18 protein-coding genes and 1 tRNA gene are annotated in these 20,566 nt (G+C 65.5%); 8 read left to right on the top strand and 11 right to left on the bottom strand.

Features of this window, described 5'->3' with window-relative positions; genetic code table 11:
- Positions 1-2: 2 nt before the first annotated feature.
- On the bottom strand, positions 3-683 hold the full coding sequence (gene purQ, locus M3G14_RS10305; protein ID WP_038592353.1) for a phosphoribosylformylglycinamidine synthase subunit PurQ: 681 nt from the start codon (positions 681-683) through the stop codon (positions 3-5).
- Positions 680-910: a phosphoribosylformylglycinamidine synthase subunit PurS gene (purS, locus tag M3G14_RS10300; RefSeq protein ID WP_259926439.1), complete on the bottom strand. Its 231-nt coding sequence runs from the start codon at positions 908-910 to the stop codon at positions 680-682. Before purS ends, purQ begins: the two co-directional genes overlap by 4 nt.
- Positions 911-1,104: 194 nt before the next feature.
- On the opposite strand from purS, the gene M3G14_RS10295 reads away from it, so the two are divergent.
- Positions 1,105-4,737 (top strand): ExeM/NucH family extracellular endonuclease, encoded by a 3,633-nt coding sequence (locus M3G14_RS10295; RefSeq protein ID WP_259926438.1) that lies wholly within the window; start codon positions 1,105-1,107, stop codon positions 4,735-4,737.
- A 165-nt stretch (positions 4,738-4,902) separates the two neighbouring features.
- Here the strand turns inward: M3G14_RS10295 and M3G14_RS10290 are convergent, their stop codons facing one another.
- From M3G14_RS10290 to M3G14_RS10280, 3 genes are read right to left on the bottom strand one after another with little or no spacing between them, the layout of a single operon-like run.
- Positions 4,903-5,586 carry a DUF2334 domain-containing protein gene (locus M3G14_RS10290; RefSeq protein WP_259926437.1) on the bottom strand — a complete coding sequence of 228 codons (684 nt, stop codon included), beginning with the start codon at positions 5,584-5,586 and terminating at the stop codon, positions 4,903-4,905.
- Between the two features lie 5 nt (positions 5,587-5,591).
- Positions 5,592-7,700: a S9 family peptidase gene (locus tag M3G14_RS10285; RefSeq protein WP_259926436.1), complete on the bottom strand. Its 2,109-nt coding sequence runs from the start codon at positions 7,698-7,700 to the stop codon at positions 5,592-5,594.
- 27 nt (positions 7,701-7,727) lie between these two features.
- On the bottom strand, positions 7,728-8,624 hold the full coding sequence (locus tag M3G14_RS10280) for a phosphoribosylaminoimidazolesuccinocarboxamide synthase (RefSeq protein ID WP_259926435.1): 897 nt from the start codon (positions 8,622-8,624) through the stop codon (positions 7,728-7,730).
- A gap of 37 nt (positions 8,625-8,661) precedes the next feature.
- Here M3G14_RS10280 and M3G14_RS10275 point away from each other — a divergent pair, with 37 nt between their 5' ends.
- Complete coding sequence (locus M3G14_RS10275) at positions 8,662-9,327, top strand: hypothetical protein (RefSeq protein ID WP_259926434.1); 666 nt, start codon at positions 8,662-8,664, stop codon at positions 9,325-9,327.
- Here M3G14_RS10275 and purB read toward each other — a convergent pair whose 3' ends face one another.
- Together purB and purD are read right to left on the bottom strand one after the other, a co-directional pair.
- The gene (gene purB, locus M3G14_RS10270) at positions 9,328-10,767 is read right to left on the bottom strand and encodes an adenylosuccinate lyase (RefSeq protein ID WP_259926433.1); all 1,440 of its coding nucleotides are present in this window, start codon (positions 10,765-10,767) and stop codon (positions 9,328-9,330) included.
- A 16-nt stretch (positions 10,768-10,783) separates the two neighbouring features.
- Positions 10,784-12,049 carry a phosphoribosylamine--glycine ligase gene (purD, locus tag M3G14_RS10265; RefSeq protein WP_259926432.1) on the bottom strand — a complete coding sequence of 422 codons (1,266 nt, stop codon included), beginning with the start codon at positions 12,047-12,049 and terminating at the stop codon, positions 10,784-10,786.
- A gap of 31 nt (positions 12,050-12,080) precedes the next feature.
- On the opposite strand from purD, the gene M3G14_RS10260 reads away from it, so the two are divergent.
- A complete protein-coding gene (locus M3G14_RS10260; RefSeq protein WP_259926431.1) occupies positions 12,081-12,482 on the top strand; it encodes an HIT family protein in 402 nt (133 codons plus the stop codon).
- Positions 12,483-12,630: 148 nt separating this feature from the next.
- Here the strand turns inward: M3G14_RS10260 and M3G14_RS10255 are convergent, their stop codons facing one another.
- From M3G14_RS10255 to M3G14_RS10245, 3 genes are all read right to left on the bottom strand, one after another.
- A complete protein-coding gene (locus tag M3G14_RS10255; RefSeq protein ID WP_259926430.1) occupies positions 12,631-14,166 on the bottom strand; it encodes a cell wall metabolism sensor histidine kinase WalK in 1,536 nt (511 codons plus the stop codon).
- 27 nt (positions 14,167-14,193) lie between these two features.
- Positions 14,194-14,901 (bottom strand): response regulator transcription factor, encoded by a 708-nt coding sequence (locus M3G14_RS10250; protein WP_259926429.1) that lies wholly within the window; start codon positions 14,899-14,901, stop codon positions 14,194-14,196.
- Between the two features lie 169 nt (positions 14,902-15,070).
- Positions 15,071-15,143: transfer RNA gene (locus M3G14_RS10245), tRNA-Thr, on the bottom strand.
- A 98-nt stretch (positions 15,144-15,241) separates the two neighbouring features.
- Between M3G14_RS10245 and M3G14_RS10240 the strand changes: the two genes are divergently transcribed.
- The 5 genes from M3G14_RS10240 to M3G14_RS10220 are packed head-to-tail and all read left to right on the top strand — an operon-like array spanning position 15,242 to position 19,558.
- Complete coding sequence (locus M3G14_RS10240) at positions 15,242-16,690, top strand: threonine/serine exporter ThrE (RefSeq protein ID WP_259926470.1); 1,449 nt, start codon at positions 15,242-15,244, stop codon at positions 16,688-16,690.
- Positions 16,691-16,744: 54 nt separating this feature from the next.
- Positions 16,745-17,119: a hypothetical protein gene (locus M3G14_RS10235; protein WP_259926428.1), complete on the top strand. Its 375-nt coding sequence runs from the start codon at positions 16,745-16,747 to the stop codon at positions 17,117-17,119.
- Between the two features lie 2 nt (positions 17,120-17,121).
- Positions 17,122-18,387, top strand: coding sequence for a trehalose-6-phosphate synthase (locus M3G14_RS10230; protein ID WP_259926427.1), 1,266 nt, complete (start codon positions 17,122-17,124; stop codon positions 18,385-18,387).
- The gene (locus M3G14_RS10225) at positions 18,384-18,803 is read left to right on the top strand and encodes a hypothetical protein (protein ID WP_259926426.1); all 420 of its coding nucleotides are present in this window, start codon (positions 18,384-18,386) and stop codon (positions 18,801-18,803) included. Before M3G14_RS10230 ends, M3G14_RS10225 begins: the two co-directional genes overlap by 4 nt.
- On the top strand, positions 18,800-19,558 hold the full coding sequence (locus M3G14_RS10220) for a trehalose-phosphatase (protein WP_259926425.1): 759 nt from the start codon (positions 18,800-18,802) through the stop codon (positions 19,556-19,558). The genes M3G14_RS10225 and M3G14_RS10220 overlap by 4 nt, the downstream gene beginning before the upstream one ends.
- Here M3G14_RS10220 and M3G14_RS10215 read toward each other — a convergent pair.
- Complete coding sequence (locus M3G14_RS10215) at positions 19,509-20,528, bottom strand: LacI family DNA-binding transcriptional regulator (RefSeq protein ID WP_259926424.1); 1,020 nt, start codon at positions 20,526-20,528, stop codon at positions 19,509-19,511. The genes M3G14_RS10220 and M3G14_RS10215 overlap by 50 nt on opposite strands.
- Positions 20,529-20,566 lie beyond the last annotated feature (38 nt).

Below are 20,566 nucleotides of genomic sequence, written 5' to 3'. Positions count from 1 at the left end.
GTCTACGCTCCGATCTTCGAAATAGCGTCGATGGCGGATTCAAACAGGCCCAACCCGTCGGTGGACGGGCCGGTGAGCACCTCAATGGCGTGCTCCGGGTGCGGCATGAGGCCGACGACGCGGCCCGTCTCATTCGTCACACCGGCGATGGCGTTGGCCGAGCCGTTGAAGTTGTCCGTGTAGCGGAAGACCACCCGGCCCTCCTGTTCCAGCTGGTGCACCGTCTCCTTGTCGGCCTGGAAGCGGCCCTCGCCGTGCTTGGCTGGAACCAGGATCTTCTGGCCAGACTCGAAGCGGGAGGTCCACGCGGTCTCCGCGTTGGCAATCTCCAGGTAGGTGTCCACGCAGTGGAAGTTCAGGTGCTGGTTGCGGGTCAGCGCGCCCGGCAGCAGGCCGGCCTCGGTGAGAATCTGGAAGCCGTTGCAAATGCCCAGCACGGGCATGCCCTTCTTCGCAGCCTCCACGACCGCGCCCATCATCGGTGCCTGCGCAGCGATCGCGCCGGAGCGCAGGTAGTCGCCGTAGGAGAACCCGCCCGGCACCACGACCGCGTCGACGCCGGACAGGTCATCATCGGCGTGCCAGAGCTGCTTCGGTTCGGCACCTGCGAGGCGTACGGCGCGCAACGCGTCGACGTCGTCAAGCGTGCCAGGAAACGTAATTACGCCAATGGTTGCCGTCATCGAATAACCTCGAAATCCTCGATCACAGTGTTTGCCAGGAGGGTCTCGGCCACGCGAGCGAGCTCCTCGTCCGTGACGGAGTCATCCACCTCGATCTCGAAGCGCTTGCCCTGGCGGACGTCTTCCACCCCGTTCACCCCGATTCGCCCCAGCGCGCGCTGGACCGCTTGGCCCTGCGGATCCAAGATTTCAGCCTTCGGCATGACATTTACCACGACACGTGCCATGAGATTCCTTCATTAGTCAGAGGTCAGCAGACGTGGGCAAGTATATCCGACGCCCGGGGAGAACTTGTAGCGGTCTTCGAGGTGAACACTTGCTGAACTTTGGGTTTTGCCTGGGCTCTCGCCGTGCGGAGGCGGGCATGCGACGTTAGTTTGGCTGGGAATGTACCCGCTTCTGTGCTTTTGAAGGATTGCCAATGCGTTCTGCCCACCGCCTCACCACTGCTTTTGTCATCGCGCTCGCCGCCGGCACCATCACCGTGCCCTCCGCGCACGCCGCCGTCGACGGCTCCAACGTCGTCATCAACGAGGTCTACGGAGGCGGCGGCAACTCCGGTGCCACCATCTCCAACGACTTCGTCGAGCTGTACAACCCCACCGACGCCGACATCGACGTCACCGGGTGGGTGCTCGACCAGCAGTCCGCCAAGGGCGGTTCCGGCACCCCAACGACACTGTCCGGCACGGTGCCCGCCAAGGGCTACTTCCTGATCAAGGGTGCCGCGGGCAATAACACGGACAACCCGCTCGAAAACGCCGACTTCGAAAGCACCTTCAACTTCGGCGGCAAGGCTGCAATCGCCGTGCTTCACGACGCCTCCGGCAACCAAGTCGACCTCGTCGGCTGGGGCGGGGCGAAAAACTTCGAGGGTGCGCCCGCGAAGGGCACTTCCAACAGCACCTCCGTCCAGCGTAAGGAGGCCGGCGTAGACACCGACAACAACGCCGCCGACTTCGAGGTCACAGCGCCGACGCCGCAGGGCTCCGGCAACGCTCCGACGGAGCCGAGCGAACCCAACGACCCGCCCGCGCAACCGCCGGCCCCGGGAGAGGTCACCCCGATCGCTGACATCCAAGGCACCGGCGCGGCCTCCCCACTCGAGGGTCAGACCGTAACCACCGAGGGCGTGGTCACCGCCGTGTTCGACGAGGGCGGCAAGAACGGCTTCTTCCTGCAGACCGCAGGCACTGGCAGCGCGGAGAAGCAGGTCGGCGACGCCTCCGACGCCATCTTCATATACCTGGGCAAGGACCCTGCACCGAGCGAGTTCCCGCAGCGCGGCGATTCCTTGCAGGTCACCGGCAAGGTCTCCGAGTACTACAACCAGACCCAGATCACCGTTTCCTCCAAGCAGCAGCTGGACGAGGCTCTCGAGGCACCGAAGGCGATCGCTATCGACGAGCTGCCGGCTGGCGACGACGCCCGCGAGCCCTACGAGGGCATGCTGGTCCGCCCGGGCACCCACACGGTGACCGACAACTACTCGCTGAACAACACCGGCGATCTCGGCCTGGTCGCAGGTGACAAGGCGCTCTACAACTTCACCGACATCAACACCCCGAGCAAGGATGGGTTTGTCACCTACGAAGCCGACGCCGTAGCGCGTGCGGTCTACCTCGACGACGGGCGCACCCGCAACTACTTCCGCACCGACAAGAACACGCCGCTGCCCTACCTGGTCACCTCCGACAACGGTGTGAAATCCATCCGCACCACCGACCAGGTCGAGTTCCAGACCGACGTAGTGGTGGACTACTCCTTCGACAAGTGGCGCTACCAGCCGTTGCAGCCGATCACCGGCAAGAACGCCGCCGACGAGCTCCCGATCACCTGGGAGGACTCGCGCGCCGCCTCCATCGACGTGCCCGGCCAGGTTAAGGGCGACTACTCCATCGGCTTCTTCAACGTGCTCAACTACTTCTCCTCCCTCGGCGAAGACGAGGACGGGTGCAAGGCCCACACCGACATGAACAACACGCCGGTTTCCGCAAATCGTTGCAATGTTCGCGGCGCGTACACCGAGGCGGCATTCAAGGATCAGCAAGCGAAGATCGTCACCGCGATCAACACCCTCGACGTCGACGTGCTCGGTCTGTCGGAGATTGAGAACACCGCAACCGTTACCGGCGACGTCGCCAAGCGCGACGAGACCCTGCGCAACCTCGTCGACGCGTTGAACAAGGCCGCGGGCAAGGAGCAGTGGGAGCTCGTGGCCTCGCCAACCCAGCTCGGCACTGACGAGGACTTCATCCGCGTTGCCTTCATCTACAAGAAGGACAAGGTCCGCCCGGTCGGCGAGTCCAAGATCTTCGACGACCCCGCCTTCACCGGCACCGCCCGCCAGCCGCTTGCCCAGGAATTCGAGCCGGTTGAGGGCGAAGGCAACTTCGTCGCCGTGGTCAACCACTTCAAGTCCAAGGGCTCCGTCGCGCGTGGCGACGAGGACACCGGCGACGGCCAGGGCAACAACGCCACCGTGCGCGAGGCGCAGTCGCAGGCACTCCTCGATCACCTGTCCAAGGAAGATGACTGGGCCGACCTGCCCACCTTCATCCTGGGCGACCTGAACTCCTACACCCGGGAAGACGCAATCACAGCCCTGAAGCAGGGTGGCTTCGCGCTCGTCCACACTGATAAGGACTTCGACCAGGCCTCCTACCAGTTCGGCGGCCGCCTCGGCTCGCTTGACCACGTGCTGGCCAACACCGCCGCGAGCGACCTGGTGCAGGACTCTGCGGTGTGGAACATCAACGGCGATGAGTCCGTCGCCTTCGAGTACTCGCGCCGCATGGCCAACGTGCAGGATTTCTTCGGCGAAGGCGACGACAAGCTCTACGGCTACGGCAATCCCTTCCGCTCCTCCGACCACGACCCGGTCAAGGTCGGCTTCAATCTGAAGGCCACCGAGGAGGAGCCGGGCGAAGAGCCCGACGAGAAGCCCGCAGCAGACCGCAGCATCATCAAGGCAGAAGTGCGAGACGACGGCCACCTGTGGGTTACCTACTCCGACGACGAAGACAACCCTGTCGACCTGGGTAAGGTCACCGGTCAAGACGGCAAGGACGGTGCCGACGGTAAGGACGGCGTTGACGGCAAGGACGGCGCAGACGGTGCCAACGGACAGGACGGCAAGGACGGCGCCGCTGGAAAGGACGGCGAGCAGGGCCCGAAGGGCGACAAAGGCGAAGCCGGCACCGACGGCAAAGACGGTGCCGACGGCAAGGACGGTAAGGATGGCGCTAACGGCCGTGGCATCGAATCCGTCTCGATCAACGACACCGGCGAGCTGATCATCACCTACTCCGACGGCACATCCGAAAACGCTGGCAAGGTCACCGGTGCCGACGGCGAAGACGGAGTCGACGGCAAAGACGGCGAGCAAGGCCCGAAGGGCGACAAAGGCGAAGCCGGCACCGACGGCGAAGACGGAGTCGACGGCAAAGACGGCGAGCAAGGCCCGAAGGGCGACAAAGGCGAAGCCGGCACCGACGGCAAGGACGGGGTCAACGGCAAAGACGGCGAGCAAGGCCCGAAGGGCGACAAAGGCGAAGCCGGCACCGACGGCACCGACGGCAAAGACGGCGCCAACGGCAAGGACGGCGCAGCCGGGCGCGGTATCGACAGCTTCGAAATCGTCGAGGGCGACCTCGTCGTCACCTACACCGATGGCACGGTGCAAAAGGTTGGCCCGATCGCTGGCAAGGATGCCGAAGCTGGGGCCGACGGCAAGGACGGCAAGGATGGCGCTGACGGCACCGACGGCCGCGGCGTGGCGAAGGTCGAGGTGGACGACGAGGGCAACCTGGTCATCACCTTCACCGACGGCACCACCCAGAATGCTGGCCAGGTAACTCAGCCGGCGCAGGACTCGAAGCCGGTGCAAGACGGTGGTGAGCAGGGGACGTCGGCAAGCGGAAGCTCGAGCTTCGGCACGGTCCTCGGCATCATCGCAACGCTGATCGCAGTGCTTGGGATCGCGGGGGCAGCGGCGAACCACTTCATGCCGCAGCAGGTCAACGAGCTGCTCAAGCAGCTGGGACTGCGTTAGTAGCTTCGGCTCACGCACAACGCTGACGACTGGTTTGTTGGAAAAGCAAACCAGTCGTCAACGCATATTTGTCCCGGTTCGAAGAAACTGATCTGGGCTTTTGTCGGTTTCGATTCGTTGATGACTGGTCCGGCGAAAACCGAAACCAGTCATCAGCGACGAGAGCTAGAGAAACACGCGGTAGTCCGCGGGCTCGGCCCCATTAGCCTGGGCGCACAGGATCGCGGCTGTGAAGTCGCGGCGGACCTTCTTCTTGTGCAGCTCGCGCGCCGAGATAGACAGGCGGATTGTGTTGCCCTTTTCCGCCCCGCGGACGGCGGCGGCGATGATGTTGCGTCGCCACCATTTCGCCGTGCCGTAGCCCTCGCCGACGGAGAGGTTGCGGCAGCGGAGGAAGGGCGGCGCGGGGGCGTCGACAAGCGAGTAGATGCCGCTGGTCGACACAGCAAGACGGAAGCCAAACTCGGGCAACACCTTGAGCGTGCCCTCCGACATCTGCCAGCGCGGCGGCGCGAACATGTCGAGGTGGAAGCCGAGCGCCTCCATCTGCCGGGTGGCGCCCTTCAGGCGCAGACGAGCTTCGTGTTCGCCGAGGGTGGCAAACTCGGAGCGGCGCCCCTGTACTGCCTGGTCAAAGCCGTTGAGCAACAGGGCGTGATCCTCGGCCTGCTCCAGCAACCAATCGCGCGTGCGCCCGTCCTTGGCCAGGTGCCACCGCTTGTCAATGTGCGGCGCAACCAGCAGGGATACCGGGATCCCCTTGCGGTCAAGCCCTTTGACGAGCGGGATGACATCATCCAAAGTGTCATCAAAAATGGAGGAAATGGAGACGAGAACACGACCGGACATATGGGCTATTCTCCCACATCCGGCACGGCTTTGCTCTTCGCCAGCGTCCACGCGTACTCGAAGGCGGTTTGCTTCCACTTGGCGTAGCGGCCGGAGACCCCGCCGTGGCCCGCAGACATCTCGGTCTTGAGCAGAATCTCGCCGCCGGTGGCGTATTCGCGCAGCTTGGCCACCCATTTCGCGGGCTCGACGTAGAGCACGCGCGTGTCGTTGAGGCTGGTCACCGCGAGGATATCCGGGTAGGCCTGCGCCGTGATGTTCTCGTAGGGCGCGTAGGTCGACATGTAGTCGTAGACCTCCGGGTCGTGGTAGGGGTCACCCCACTCTTCCCACTCCCCGACCGTGAGCGGCAGCTCCGGCTTCAAAATGGAGGTCAACGGGTCCACGAAAGGCACGATCGCCTGGATGCCCGCGAACTTCTCCGGGGCCATGTTCGCCACCGCGCCCATGAGCAACCCGCCGGCGGAGCCGCCCTCGGCGACGAGGTGCTCCGGGTCCGTGATGCCGAGCTCGATAAGGGTGTCAGCGCAGGCGATGAAGTCGGTGAACGTGTTCTTCTTGTGCAGCATCTTGCCCTGGTCGTACCAGCTGCGCCCCATCTCGCCGCCGCCGCGCACGTGCGCGCACGCCCACACCATGCCGCGGTCAAGCAACGAGAGGCGCGCGATGGAAAAGCCCGGGTCCATCGAGGCTTCGTAGGAGCCGTACCCGTAGAGCAAGGTGGGGGCTACGCCCGGGGCCATTGCTTTGCGACGCACCACCGACACCGGTACCTCTACCCCGTCCTCAGCGGTGGCCCAGATCCGCTCCGCGACGTAGTCGTCCGGGTTGTAGCCGCCCTCGACCTCCTGCTCCTTGAGCAGGGTGAACGTGGCCTCGGCGACGTGGTAGTCCAAAAGCTGCGAGGGCTGTGTGTAGGAGGTGTAGCCCACCCGGACCACAGGCGCGTCCCACTCGGGATTGCCCGCCAGGCCCGCGGTGTAGAGCTCCTCGGAGAACTCCAGCTCCTCAAACGGGGCGAACTCGGTGCCGGTGAGCGGCGCGACCGCCAGACGCGAGATGCCGCCGCGGCGGTACGACATGAACATGAAGTCGCGGTAGGTGTCGATGCCCTCGATACGCATGGTGTCCGAGTGCGGCACGATCACCGGCAGGTCGCGCAGGTCCGGCAGGTTTTCGGTGGCGAGCTCAGTGGCGCTGACCGCGAAGTTCGGGCCGCGGCGATTGTGTGTGATCACCCAGTATTCGGTCTCGCCGAGCTTGGCGTAGTCCGGGTGGTACTCCACACCCTCAGTGCGCGGCCACAGCACCTGGAACTCGGCGGTCGGCTCTGCAAGGGGTGCGACCCGGTACTCCGTGGTCAGCGAGGACGAGGAGATGATGTATAAGAAGCGCTCCGCGCGGTCGGCGCCCACGCCGACGCCGAACTTCTCGTCGTTTTCCTCGTAAACCAAGACGTCCTCTGCGGCATCGGTGCCCACCTCGTGGCGCCAGATCTGGTGGGGCCGCCAGGCCTCGTCGCAGCGCACGTAGAACAGGTAGTCCTCGCCTGCCCAGGTCGCGCCGTAGAAGACGCCCTCGATCACGTCAGGGAGCAACTCACCCGTTTCCAGGTCCTTGATGCGCAGGTCGAAGCGCTCATCACCCGTGGTGTCCACCGAGTAGGCGAGCAGCCTGCCTGACGTGGTGACCGAGGACGCGCCGAGGGAGAAGAAGTCGTGGCCTTCGGCGAGCTCGTTGGCGTCGAGAAGCACTTGCTCCCCAGGCATCTGATCCGCAACCTCGGGCGGGGTCCACGGCTCGCCGGTGGCCGGCACGCGGCACGACAGGGCGTAGTCCTTGCCCTCGATCGTGCGGCCGTAGTACCACCAGTCGCCGGCGCGCTGCGGGACGGACATATCCGTCTCCTTCACGCGCGACTTAATCTCGCCGTAAATGGCGTCGGCGAGCCCGCTCAACCCCTGCGTCGCGCGCTCGGTGGCGGCGTTTTCCGCCTCCAGGTACGCAATCGTCTCGGGGCTGTCTTTGTCGCGGAGCCACTCGTAATCGTCCACGAACTCGCGGCCGTGGAACGAGCGGGTAATCGGGTGCTTGGGTGCCTTCGGGAAATCCATAGGCACCCAAGCCTAGACCACTCGCGCTTACGCGTTCGCGCCCGGCCAGTCCGCGAACTTCTCGCCGCTGAGGCGCTCGTAGGCCTCGATGTAGCGATCGCGCGTCGCCTCCACCACCGAGCCCGGCAGCTCCGGCGGCTGCGTGCCCTCCGAGGGGCGCCAACCCGACTTCGGGCCGGTCAGCCAGTTGCGCACATACTGCTTGTCAAAGCTCGGCTGGTTCTGGCCCTCCTTGTACGTGTCCGCGGGCCAGTAGCGGGAGGAATCGGGGGTGAGTACCTCGTCGGCAAGCACGAGCTCGCCGTCGGCATCGAGGCCGAACTCGAACTTCGTATCCGCCAAAATGATGCCCTTCGACTCCGCGTACTCGGCGGCGCGGGTATACACCTCGATGGTGCGCTCGCGCAGGCGGTCGGCCAACTCGCGGCCGAGCTTGCCCGCCATGTAGTTGAACGACACGTTTTCGTCATGGTCGCCCTGCTCCGCCTTCGTCGCCGGGGTGAAAATCGGTTCCGGCAGCTTCGAGGCCTCAACCAGCCCTTCCTGCAGCTTCACGCCGCACACCATGCCGCGCTCGTCGTATTCCTTCTTGCCCGAGCCCGTGAGGTAGCCGCGCGCGACGCACTCGAACGGGAGCATATCCAGCTTCTTCACCACCATCGCGCGCCCCAACACCTCCTCGGGGATGCGCGGGTCATCGATCGGGCCAGCGAGGTGGTTCGGTACCCCAGCGAGCAGATCAAAGAAGAACATCGACGTGGCCGTGAGAATTCGGCCCTTATCCGGGATCGCCGGCTCCAGCGAGAAATCAAATGCGGAGATGCGGTCAGTGGCCACCATCAGCAGCGTGTCCTCATCGACCTGGTAAATCTCGCGGACCTTGCCGCCGGAAAGGTGAGTGTAGTCAGAAAGCTCTGGACGCATGGCACCAAGCATATACCCCACCACTACCATGTTCCGCATGGTCAATCGCCTCGCCTCGCGCGCCCTGCACGTAGCGCTCGCCGCCAGCCTGTGCGTCTCGCTTTCCGCCTGCTCAGGCGAGCCCAGCGAGCGCACCGCAGCCTCGCCCGAGCCGCTTGCCGACGACACCGTCCTCGGCTTCGGGGAACGCACCCGCACGACAACCACTGACCCGGCCACTGGCGCTGAAGTCGAGTGGGAAATCGCCGTCGAGGCACCGCAACGCATCACCGGTACCGAAGCCGCGAACAACATCCGCTCCCCGGAACCGCAGCGCTTCACCGCGTTTTACTGCTACCCCGTCTCACTGACCCCCGTGCGCGTTGACGCCGGCGCCTCGCACCCGACCGTCCCGCTGCCGGAGCTCACACTCATCGTCGCACAGGAGTCCGCAGCAACCACGCGGCGCGCGAACTCGGTACCCGCCGAGCCCGGGACTGCGCACCAGCCGCAGGAAAGCGCCAAGGTGGCCCCGCGTTCAGCCGCAGAGGCCTACTGCAACATCGGAAGCGGCGCGCCCACCGGCTACACGCCCGACCTGGAGGAAGGCCGCGCCTACACCACCGTGCTCGCTTCCTGGGAGCGCCGCGTGGACCCGGGCGAGCCGGCGACAGGCGTGGCGCTTGCAAGCGGCAACGTGCGCTGGGAAAGCGCTGAGGAGTAGCTACAGAATCTCGCCCGGGCGGTAATCGGCGGCGTCCGGGTACTTCTGCACCACGACGTCGATGCGCGCGAGCACCCGGTCCACCTGGGACTCCGCCGCGCCGATGAAGGCGTGGCGGTCCGCCAGCGCATCCTCCAGCTGGGCGCGGTCGAGCGGCAGGCGCTCGTCGTCGGCCAAGCGCTCGATCAGGTTCTGCTCGGCGCCGTGCTCGCGCATGTCGAGCGCCATGGCGACCGCGTTTTCCTTGATCACCTCGTGCGCGGTCTCGCGGCCGACCCCGGCGCGCACCGCGGCCATGAGGATGCGGGTGGTGGCCAAGAACGGCAGGTAGCGGTCGAGCTCGCGGTTGATCATGGCCGGGAAGGCGCCGAACTCGTCGAGCACGGTGAGGAAGGTTTCCAGCTGCCCGTCGATGGCGAAGAAAGCGTCCGGCAGCGCGACGCGGCGCACGACGGAGCAGAACACGTCGCCCTCGTTCCACTGCTGGCCAGCCAGGTCGGCGACCATGGTGAGGTAGCCGCGCAGGATGACCTGGAAGCCGCCGACGCGCTCGCAGGAACGCGCGTTCATCTTGTGCGGCATGGCAGAGGAGCCGACCTGCCCCTCCTTGAATCCCTCCGTGACGACCTCGTTGCCGGCCATGAGCCTGATGGTGGTGGCCAGCGAGGAGGGACCTGCGGCAAGCTGCACGAGCGAAGAGATCGCCTCGAAGTCGAGCGAGCGCGGGTAGACCTGGCCGACCGAGTCGAAGACGGTGTCGAAGCCCAGGTGGCGCGCGACCTTGGTTTCCAGCTCGGCGAGCTTGGCCTCGTCGCCGTCCATCAGGTCAAGCATGTCCTGCGCGGTGCCCATCGGGCCCTTGATGCCGCGCAGCGGGTAGCCGTCGAGCAGCGATTCGATGCGGGCGACCGCCACCAGGATTTCGTCCGCCGCAGAGGCGAAGCGCTTGCCCAGCGTGGTGGCCTGGGCGGCCACGTTGTGCGAGCGCCCGGCCATCACCAGCGACTTGTACGCCTCGGCGCGGTTGCCCACGGCCTTGAGCAGGGCAACGGACTTGTTGCGCACGAGCTCAAGCGCGCGCACGATCTGCAGCTGCTCGACGTTCTCGGTCAGGTCGCGGCTGGTCATACCCTTGTGGATGTGCTCGTGGCCGGCGAGCGCGTTGAACTCCTCGATGCGCGCCTTCACATCGTGGCGGGTCACGCGCTCGCGCTCGGCGATGGAGGCGAGATCGACGCGGTCGATGACGGCCTCGTAGGCGTCGATAGCCTCTTGCGGAATCTCCACACCGAGTTCACGCTGCGCGCGCATGACGGCGATCCACAGCTGCCGCTCGAGGATGATCTTGTGCTCGGCGCTCCACAGCTTCGCCATCTCCGGCGAAGCGTAGCGGTTGGACAGGACGTTGGGGTTTGCAGGCTTCTCAGTCACGCGCCCCATTATCGCACATCAGGGCCTATCGCTTCTCGACGCTCACCTCACCGGCCACCGCACGCCGCCCAATATCCTTGCGGTAGAAGGACCCGCGCATCTCGATGCCCTCGATGACGCGGTAAGCGTCCGCCACCGCCTCTTCCAGCGTCGCGCCGTGGCCGAGCACGTTGAGCACGCGCCCGCCCGCCGAAACGTAGCCTTCGTCCGCGCGCTTCGTGCCGGCGTGCAGCACCTTGTCTGGGTTGTCCAGGTCTGCGCCCGTGATCGCATCCCCCTTGGCCGGGCTGGCCGGGTAGTTCTCCGCGGCGAGCACGACCGTCGCGGCGAAGCCGTCTTCCCACTCGAGCGGCGGCAGGTCCGCGAGCGTGCCGGTGGCCACGGCGTAGAGCACCGTGTCCAGCGGGGTCTTCAAAAGCGAGAGCACCGGCTGGGTCTCCGGGTCGCCGAAGCGAGCGTTGAACTCCACCACCGACGGGCCCTCACTCCCCCACGCCGCACCGACGTAGAGCAGGCCTTGGTAGGGGATGCCGCGGTTGACCATCTCGCGCGCGACCGGGCGGGCAATCTCGTCGACGATGCGCTCCACGCCGCCTTCGGGCAGCCACGGAAGCGGGGTGTATGCGCCCATGCCGCCGGTGTTCGGGCCCTCGTCGTTGTCGTAGGCGCGCTTGTGGTCCTGCGCGGGCAGCAGCGGGACGACCGTTTCGCCGTCGACCAGGCAGAACAGGGACACCTCGGGCCCTTCAAGGAAGGACTCGAACAGCACCGGGTTGCCCGACTCCAGCACAGCGTTCGCATGGGCTGCGGCCTCCGCGCGGTCGGTGGTGACCACGACGCCCTTGCCGCCGGCCAGGCCGTCGTCTTTGACCACATAGTTCGGGCCGAACTGCGCAAGCGCCGCCTCCACGGCCGCCGCGCCCTCCTCCGGGGTGATGCGCAGCGCGCGCGCCGTCGCCACGCCTGCGGCGGCCATCACGTCCTTGGCAAAGGCCTTCGAGCCCTCGAGCTGGGCCGCAGCCTTCGTTGGGCCGAACACCGGGATGCCCGCCTCGCGCAGGGCGTCTGCGGCACCGGCGACCAGGGGCACCTCCGGGCCGATGACGACGAGCTCCGCGTCGACTTCTTTGGCACACTCGACGATTGCCTGGGGCGTTAAAGCGTCGATAAGCAGGCGCTTAGCCAGCGATTCCATACCGGCATTACCTGGAGCGACGAAGAGCTCGTTGCCGGCGAGTCCTTTGAGCAGGGCGTGTTCACGGCCGCCCGAACCGATAACAAGGATGCGCATGGCCTCAAACTTACAGGTACGGTTTGAGTGTATGAGCACAGTCTTCACAAAAATTATTAACGGCGAGATCCCCGGGCGCTTCGTGTACAAGGACGAGGACGTCGCCGCCTTCCTCACCATCGAGCCCATCGCCTACGGGCACACGCTTGTCGTGCCGGTCAAAGAGGTAGATAAGTGGACCGACATCGAACCCGAGCTGTGGGCCAAGATGAACGCCGTGGCGCAGCGCATCGGTAACGCGATCGTGAGCGAGTTCGACTGCGAGCGCGCCGGATACCTCATCGCCGGTTTCGAGGTCCCGCACGCGCACATCCACGTCTTCCCTGCCAACGACATGTCCGGCTACAACCTGGCCAGCGTCATGCGCGCCGACGAGACGGACCCGGCGAAGATGGACGCGGCCGCCGAGACGCTGCGTAACGCGATTGGCTAAACGGCGCTAGCTCCATCTGCGCGGGAGCGGCCTGGAAAACCCCAGTTCGCAGGGAGCCGCAGACCCCAAACGGAGCTAGCTCCATTTACGCCGACGCCGAAACCGCCAGCAGCCACCGTCCAAAACCACCGAAACCGCCAGCAGTACCCTAGCGCTCGGCGTCTTTGTTGTCCTTGCCCCCACGCTTGGTGTCCTTGGATTTGGACTTGGACTTAGCCTTGTCCTTATCTTTGGTCTTCGTAGTCTTGGCCCCCTTCGCGCTCGCCGCTGGGGTTTCCTCCTCCACCACGTTGAGCAGCGGCAGGGAGATGACAAAGGTCGCGCCTTTGCCGGGCGCCGTCTCCACGGTGATAGTGCCTTCATGCTGTTCAATGAGCGACTTAGTAATCGCCAGCCCCAGGCCGGAGCCTCCGCCGCCTGCTCGGTTGCGGGAGGCGTCGGCGCGGTAGAAGCGGTCGAAGATGCGTGCCGCATCTTCCTCTTCCATGCCCTTGCCGTTGTCCGCGACTTCGAGGACGATGCGGTCGAGGTTTTCGCGCAGGGTGATCACCACGTCAACTTCCGGCCCGCCGTGCTTGAACGCGTTGTTGATCAGGTTCATGAGCACCTGGTGCAGACGGTCCGGGTCGCCATCGACCTCAGCGGCGCGCTGGCATTGGTTGTCTACCTCGATGGAGCGCTCGGGGTATGCCGCCCTCGCAGAAGACACGGCTGAGTCCACGACCTTTTGCATGTCCACGGTTTTCCGGTCCAGACGGGTGCCCTCGGCCCTGGTCAGCGCCAGGAGATCCTCGACGAGGAGCTGCATGCGGCCGGACTCTTCCTCGATCTTGTCGATGACCATGTCGGCGTCCGGCGCCATCCCTTTGCGGTAGAGCTCGGCGTAGCCGCGCACACTGGTCAGCGGCGTGCGCAGCTCGTGGGAGGCGTCACCGACGAAGCGGCGCATCTGCTCCTCTTTCGCCTGCGCGTCATCGACGGATTCCTGCAGCTGCGTGACCATCGTGTTGACCGCATACGACAGCTTGCCCACCTCTGTCTCGCGGGACCACGCGGGCACTCGCCGGTTCACGTCCCCGTCGGCAATCGCGAGGGCGGTTTGCTCCACCTCGCGCAGCGGTGCCAGCGAGCGCCGCACAAGGGTGCGCGCGGCCAGCGCGATGCCGATCACCGCGGTGATGCCGAGGCTCGCCTCCACGACCGCAAGCCAGCGCAGGATGCGGTCCTCGGCTTCCAGGCGCTTAGCCACCAGCGTGATCGTGCCGTCGTCGCTTTTCGACGCCAACGCCCGCCACTTCACCAGCTCCGCGGAACTATCCACGTTCTTCGAGCTAATGGTGCGGGGAGAATCCAGCACCGTGAGCTGCTCCCAGTCCGGCGGGTTACCGCGCGGAGTGTAGCGGGAGAAGGGGTACGGGTAGCCGGGGAACCACGTCGCCTGGGCGAACTCGCTAGGCACCCCGATCGACGGGATCCAGGTCCCCTGCCCCGCCCAGGAATCCATCCCCTCTTCAAGCTGTTCGTCCACACGTTGCGTCAGGATGCCGCGCATGAGGAAGAAGACGGTGGCAAAACTCAACACGATGCCAAGCGTTGCCACGATCACCACCATGGAGACGAGCTGCTTCTGCAGCGGCTTCGCGGCGTGCGTGTACGACCAGGCAGTAAAACGGTTGACGGTCATAGACCTTTCACGTCTCTACAGCGGCGACTACTGACGCGGGGTGCGCAGCACGTAACCCACACCGCGGACGGTCTGGATCAGCGGCACATCGCCGGTGTCGATTTTGCGGCGCAGGTAGGAGATGTAGGACTCAACGACGTTGCCGTCGCCGCCGAAGTCGTAGTGCCACACGTTGTCCAAAATCTTCGCCTTGGACAGCACGACCTCGGCGTTGAGCATGAGGTAGCGCAGCAGGTTGAACTCGGTCGGCGAAAGGTCGATGATCTCTCCGGCCTTGGTCACCTCGTGCGTCTCGTCGTTGAGCGTCAGGTCGGCGTAACGGATGGTGCCGTCCTGGTCCTCGTCGTCGGTGACGTTGCCGCGGCGCAGGATCACGCGCAAGCGGGTGATGACTTCCTCGAGGGAAAAGGGCTTCGTGACGTAATCGTCGGCGCCGATCGTCAGGCCGTGGATGCGGTCCTCCACCGCATCCTTGGCGGTAAGGAAGAGCACCGGACCGTCGAGGCCTTCCTGGCGCAGCTTGCCCAGCAGCTCGAAGCCGTCCATGCCCGGCATCATCACGTCGAGAATGTAAGCGTCCGGGCGGTACTCGCGGGCGATGCTCAGCGCCTCCTGCCCGGAGTTCGCGCTTTCTACCTCAAAGCCCTGGAATTTCAGGGAAACGGTAATCAGCTCGACGATATTCGGTTCATCATCAACCACTAGGACCTTGATGCCCTGGTTTGTATCAGCCATGTCTTCTACTCCTTTTTGTGTGAACAGCAAGTGCCCATTTAACTCCCCACCACTGTACGTTTGCTGAACGTTGTCTTGGGGGCGACAAGTAATAGCGGGGGTAATGCCAATGAAGCCGAGGCCGCACACACGAAACCCCTCACCACGAGGGTGAGGGGTTTTCATGCCGAGCTGGAGACGAGACTTGAACTCGCAACCTACGCATTACAAGTGCGTTGCGCTACCGATTGCGCCACTCCAGCAGTGCCCACAAATTCTACACATTGCCCCATACGTGCGCGAAATAGCGCCACGAGATAGTGTTTCGGCTGTGACGAAAGTAGAGCAGCTCTGGCAGCGGATGCGGGGGTCGCGCAGCCACGTCGCGACGATTGACGCGGCGCGCACCTCCCCGCCCCCTTCGGTCCTCGCCCCTGTCGATCTGACGGATCCCACGCAGGTGGCCGCCGTGATGAACATCGGCGCGCGCATCGGCGAGATCCTCATCGCCAACGGCACGACGTCTTCGGACGCGATCGCGCAGATCCGCACCGTCATTTCCTCCTACGGCCTGCACTACTGCCACGTGGACATCACGGTCAACACCATCACGATGAACACCATCATCGGCATCGAGCGGCGCACCCCGGTCAACGTCTTCCGCGTGGTCACGATGATGAGCGAGAACTACCGCAAGCTGCAGGAAGCCGACCGGCTCATGCGCTCCATCCGCGCGGGCGCAACCCGCCCGGAGGTTGCGGAGAAAATCCTCGACGAAATCGAAAACGAGCCGATCCCGCACCGCAACGCCCGCAACCTCGCCGGCTGGACGGTGATGGGCGCCTCGGTGTCGATCCTTTTGGGCGGAGACTTGCTCATGGCACTGGTCGGCGGGCTCACCGCGTTCCTCATCATGGGCTTTAACAAAGTCCTGTCGCACAACTCGCTGCCGTACTTCTACCACTGCGTCCTCGGCGGCTTCCTCGCCACAATCCCGGCGGCGCTGTTCTACGACCTCTCCGCGTCTATCGGGCACACCATCGTGCCGAGCCAGGTCATCGCCTCGGGCATCATCGTGCTGCTCGCCGGTTTGACGCTGGTGCAATCGCTTTTCGACGGCATCACGGGCTCCCCCGTCACCGCCGCCTCCCGCTTCTTCCAGACCATGTTGTCCTCGGGCGGCATCGTCGCCGGCGTCGCGATCGGCCTGTACGTGGCGGAAAGCCTCGGCGTCGGCCTACCACCGCTCGAGACAATGCTGGGCAAGCCCTCCTTGAGCAGCGCGGGCTGGCGCATCCTCGGTGGCGCGCTGGCCTCGGCGTCGTTCGCGGTGACCTGTTTTGCGGAGCGCCAGGCCGTCATCGTTTCCGGGCTCACGGCCGCCGCCGGCTCCATGATCTACTACGTCTTCCTCATCCCGCTGGGCACGGACGCATTCCTGGCGACCACGGCCTGCGCAATCGTCATCGGTCTGGCCGGTGGTTTGATCTCTCGTAGCCTGCTGATCAACCCGGTGATCACCGCCGTCGCCGGCGTGACTCCTTTTCTGCCGGGCTCCGGCATCTACCGCGGACTCTACGCGGTGCTCAACGAGCAGATGGTGGTGGGCTTGTCCAACATCTTCACGGCGATCGGCACCTGTATGGCGCTGGCCGGCGGCGTGATCTTCGGCGAGTGGGTTGCGCGCCGGATCCGCGCCCCGGAGCTCTACATCCCGTACCGCGCGTTTAAGCGTGCCGGACGCCTGACTTTCCAGCAGATTCGCCGCGCGGAGGCGGCTGCCCGGCGGCCGAGGCGCCGCCGCCACTAGCTTTGGCGTAGAATCGCCGGTTGAGATTGTGTCTTATTCAAGGAGGAACCCGTAGTGCCACCGAAGATCACCGACTCCCGCCCCTCGCCAGAGGCCATCAATGAGATGGAGGAGCAGACCGCTTCCGGCGCCCGGCGAATCGTGGCAACGTACGCCGAGGACTTCTTCGACGGGGTCACCCTGATGTCCATGCTGGGAGTGGAGCCGAAGGGCTTCAACTACAAGAAGTACGCCGAGGAGATCCTGGGCGACGAGGACGAAGACACCTCCAGCTCTTCCACGAAGAAGAAGGCGACTAAGAAGAAGGCCTCCAAGAAGAAGGCGACGAAGAAGAAGGCTTCGAAGAAGAAAGCCACCAAGAAGAAGGCCACGAAGAAAAAGGCGACGAAGAAGAAAGCCACCAAGAAGAAGACCGCGAAGAAGTCCTAAGCGTGTACGACTTTGTGGTGGTGGCCAACCGTCTCCCCGTCGACCGTGTCGGGGAGCGTTGGCAGGCCTCCCCGGGTGGGCTGGTTGCCGCGCTCGCGCCGGTGCTGCGTGCCCGCGGCGGCTGCTGGGTCGGCTGGCCCGGCGAGACGAATACCTCGCTTGCCCCCTTCAGCGCAGGCGGGATTGAGCTTGTCCCCGTCGCCCTCGATGAGACGGATTACACCGACTTCTACGAGGGCTTTTCCAACTCCACGCTGTGGCCGCTTTACCACGATCTGATCGTCGCCCCGCAGTACGACCAGACGTGGTGGGAGCGTTACGTGGCGGTGAACGAGCGCTTTGCGTTGAGCGTCGAAAAGCAGGCGGCGCACGGCGCGACAGTGTGGGTGCAGGACTACCAGCTGCAGCTGGTACCGGGGCTTTTGCGAAAGCGGCGCCCCGACCTCAAAGTGGGATTTTTCCTGCATATTCCCTTCCCCTCCCCCGATTTGTTTCGGCAGCTGCCGTGGCGCGAGGAGATCCTCAGCTCGCTTGAGGCGTGCGATCTGATCGGCTTCCAGCGCGGCACCGACGAGCAGAACTTCCGCGGGCTGCTGCCCGCCGACGCGAGCGTTCGCACCGGGACGTTCCCCATCTCCATCGACCCCAAGGCAATCACTCCTGGCGATCCCGCGCGGGTGCGCGAGGCCGTCGGCGACCCGGAGCTGCTCATGCTGGGCGTGGACCGGATGGACTACACCAAGGGCATCTTGCAACGCCTGCTCGCCTTCGAGCAATTGCTCGAGTCCGGCGTCGATGCCACGCTGATCCAGCTGGCCACCCCTTCGCGCGAGCGCATCGAGCACTACCGGAAAACCCGGCGCGAGGTCGAGGCGGCAGTCGGCCGCATCAACGGACGCTTCGGCCGGATCGGCCGCCCGGTGATCCACTACGTCCACCACGGGGTGGCCAAAGAGGAGCTGGGCAGTTTCTACGCGGCAGCCGACATCATGCTGGTCACGCCGTTTAAAGACGGGATGAACTTGGTGGCAAAGGAGTACGTGGCCTGCCACCCGGACGGCAGCGGCGCGCTCGTGCTCTCCGAGTTCGCGGGCGCTGCGGTGGAGCTGCACGAGGCCTACCTGTGCAATCCTTTCGAGGTGGACTCAATCGTCCGCGCGATGCAGTCCGCCGCCCACCCCGACCCGCAGCGCATGCGCGCCATGTACGAGTGGGTGACCACGCACGATGTTGACGCCTGGGCGGCGTCGTTCTTGGAGGCCCTATGAAACCCGTCCGCGCCCTCGCCCTCGCACTCGCCCTGCCGCTCGCCGCGTGCGGGGCCGCACCCGACTGGCAGATCGTCGCCGTCCATACGGATCCCGCCGAGCCCGGGGCCCTGCTTGCCGACGCCGCGGGGCTGGCCCACTTCCGCATCAGCGAAAGCGAACTCGACGGCGACACCGCCTGCGCGCCCTTAAAAGCAACGATCACCACTGAGGACGACACCTTCACCATCGACGAGGTGGAGGTCGGCGACGCGGGCGACTGCGAGGGCGGAGCCCGCCACGTCCACGAGCAGCTGACCAGCATCCTCGTTCCCGGCGCGCAGTTCCGCACCGAGCAGCTCACCGACACCGAGCTCGTGTGGACCTCCACGGAAGACGCGGTCAATCCGCCGAGCGTGCGGCTGATGTCGCTATGAGTTCGCTCGACAGCGCCATCGCCACCCTCGCCCGCGCGGAGTCGCTTCTCGTCTGCCTCGATTTCGACGGCACGCTCGCCGAGCTCAACACCGACGCCTACGCGGTGCGCCCGAACCCGGAAGCGCTCGCGGCGATTGCGAGCCTGCTCCGCCTTGAGGCGACCGAGGTTGTTGTCCTGAGCGGTCGCCACCTCGACGGCCTTGCCAAGGTCCTCCCCGCCACGCCGGAGCTTGCAGGGCTGGTGCGCGTCGGCTCCCACGGCGCCGAGCCAGGCCCGACGCTCTCGCCGGCCGACGCCGCCTACCTCGAGCGCATCGGGCGCGCGCTTGAGCGCATCGCCACCCCGCCCGCTTACGTGGAGGAAAAGCCGTATCAGCGCGTGCTGCACGTCGCCCCACTCGCCGCTTCAGACCCGCATCTCGCGCAACAGCTCTTGGCCGACGCGCTCGCCTTGGACACCGGCGCGCACCCCGTGACGCCCGGGCACAACGTGGTGGAGTTCTCCGCTGTCGACGTGACGAAGGGAACGTGGCTTGCCCAGCGCAAGCAGGAGTTTGCCGCCACGTTGTTCGCGGGCGATGACACCACGGACGAAACTGCTATGGACGTGCTTGACCAGGGCCCGGATGTCGGCGTGAAGGTGGGCGCGCAGGAAAGCCGCGCGCGCTACTGCGTCGACGATGTGTCCGCGATGGCGCAGCTGCTTAGCCAGCTGGCGCGGGAGCGACGCTCGTACCTTGCAGGAAGGTCGTAGGCAGCAGCGTACGCTCGCGTCGCTGCGGGCGGCCCTCGATCAGCGAACGCACGAGCATCGCCGCGACCTCCCCTTTGCGGCGATTGGGTTGTACAACCGTGGTCAGCCCCGGCACGCCGATGCCGTCGAAGCCGGTCACCGACAGCTCCTCGGGGATGGCTCGACGGCCGCGGCAGTACTCGATCACACCGAGCGCCATGGAGTCAGTCGTACACAGCACAGCCGTAAGTTCCGGGTGGGTCTCGAGCAGTTCACGCGCGCCGTCGGTAGCCGCGGCCAAATCGTTCTGATCGCGCGTGACCACGGGTACCGCCGTGATGCCAGCGGCGGTGAAGACGTCGAGCGCGCCGCGGATGCGGGCGCGCTGGACGTGCAGGTCGGCGGCGTCGATGTCCGTGGGCGCGACGAACCCGTTGGTGGGGGTGCTAAACAGGCGCTTCGCCAAGATCCCGATACGTCTGTGCCCGGCGGCGACAAGCGCCTCGGCCGCAGGGGCGATCGCTTTCGCGTCGTCGATGCCCACGTACGGCACGCCGGCAACGCCCGTGGGCTGGTCGCAGATGATAAGGGGGAGGTTGCGCGACTGGGCGTCGAGAAGCATGTGCGCGCCTTCGGGCACGGAGTAGACAATGACGCCGTCGACAATCGCGTCGCGCACGCTCACCCCGGTAGGAATGAGGGTGAGCGCGTACTCGCTGGAGTCCGCCACGCCAGCGAGGAAGTCGACCGAGGCACGGTCCTCGAAGGCGAAGCTCAAGTGCTCCGTGAGCACCACCCCGAGCGCCGCGGTGCGCTGGGTGCGCAGCGAGCGCGCGTGCGGGTTCGGCCCGGTGTAGCCACGCGCCTCGGCGTAGGAGAGGATGCGTCGACGCAGAGCCGGCGAGAGCTGATCCGGGTGGTTATACGCATTCGAGACCGTCGTGCGGGAGATGCCGAGGTCGGCGGCGATGGAGGCGAGCGTCGCGGGCATGCCGCTATAGTACCCGCCCATTGTTTTGAAAATCGTTT

This window comes from Corynebacterium sp. p3-SID1056 (assembly GCF_025152525.1).
Taxonomy (GTDB): Bacteria; Actinomycetota; Actinomycetes; order Mycobacteriales; family Mycobacteriaceae; genus Corynebacterium.
This window is presented reverse-complemented; position numbering and strand designations above follow the sequence as displayed.

Excerpts from the sequence above, each read along its gene's own strand:
- purD (WP_259926432.1), bottom strand. The coding sequence starts at position 12,049 with ATGCGCATCCTTGTTATCGGTTCGGGCGGCCGTGAACACGCCCTGCTC.
- purQ (WP_038592353.1), bottom strand. The coding sequence starts at position 683 with ATGACGGCAACCATTGGCGTAATTACGTTTCCTGGCACGCTTGACGAC.
- M3G14_RS10290 (WP_259926437.1), bottom strand. The coding sequence starts at position 5,586 with ATGTCCGGTCGTGTTCTCGTCTCCATTTCCTCCATTTTTGATGACACT.
- M3G14_RS10240 (WP_259926470.1), top strand. The coding sequence starts at position 15,242 with ATGCGGGGGTCGCGCAGCCACGTCGCGACGATTGACGCGGCGCGCACC.
- M3G14_RS10295 (WP_259926438.1), top strand. The coding sequence starts at position 1,105 with ATGCGTTCTGCCCACCGCCTCACCACTGCTTTTGTCATCGCGCTCGCC.
- M3G14_RS10250 (WP_259926429.1), bottom strand. The coding sequence starts at position 14,901 with ATGGCTGATACAAACCAGGGCATCAAGGTCCTAGTGGTTGATGATGAA.
- M3G14_RS10215 (WP_259926424.1), bottom strand. The coding sequence starts at position 20,528 with ATGCCCGCGACGCTCGCCTCCATCGCCGCCGACCTCGGCATCTCCCGC.
- M3G14_RS10260 (WP_259926431.1), top strand. The coding sequence starts at position 12,081 with ATGAGCACAGTCTTCACAAAAATTATTAACGGCGAGATCCCCGGGCGC.
- M3G14_RS10220 (WP_259926425.1), top strand. The coding sequence starts at position 18,800 with ATGAGTTCGCTCGACAGCGCCATCGCCACCCTCGCCCGCGCGGAGTCG.
- purB (WP_259926433.1), bottom strand. The coding sequence starts at position 10,767 with ATGGGGCGCGTGACTGAGAAGCCTGCAAACCCCAACGTCCTGTCCAAC.
- M3G14_RS10275 (WP_259926434.1), top strand. The coding sequence starts at position 8,662 with ATGGTCAATCGCCTCGCCTCGCGCGCCCTGCACGTAGCGCTCGCCGCC.
- M3G14_RS10280 (WP_259926435.1), bottom strand. The coding sequence starts at position 8,624 with ATGCGTCCAGAGCTTTCTGACTACACTCACCTTTCCGGCGGCAAGGTC.
- M3G14_RS10285 (WP_259926436.1), bottom strand. The coding sequence starts at position 7,700 with ATGGATTTCCCGAAGGCACCCAAGCACCCGATTACCCGCTCGTTCCAC.
- purS (WP_259926439.1), bottom strand. The coding sequence starts at position 910 with ATGGCACGTGTCGTGGTAAATGTCATGCCGAAGGCTGAAATCTTGGAT.
- M3G14_RS10225 (WP_259926426.1), top strand. The coding sequence starts at position 18,384 with ATGAAACCCGTCCGCGCCCTCGCCCTCGCACTCGCCCTGCCGCTCGCC.
- M3G14_RS10255 (WP_259926430.1), bottom strand. The coding sequence starts at position 14,166 with ATGACCGTCAACCGTTTTACTGCCTGGTCGTACACGCACGCCGCGAAG.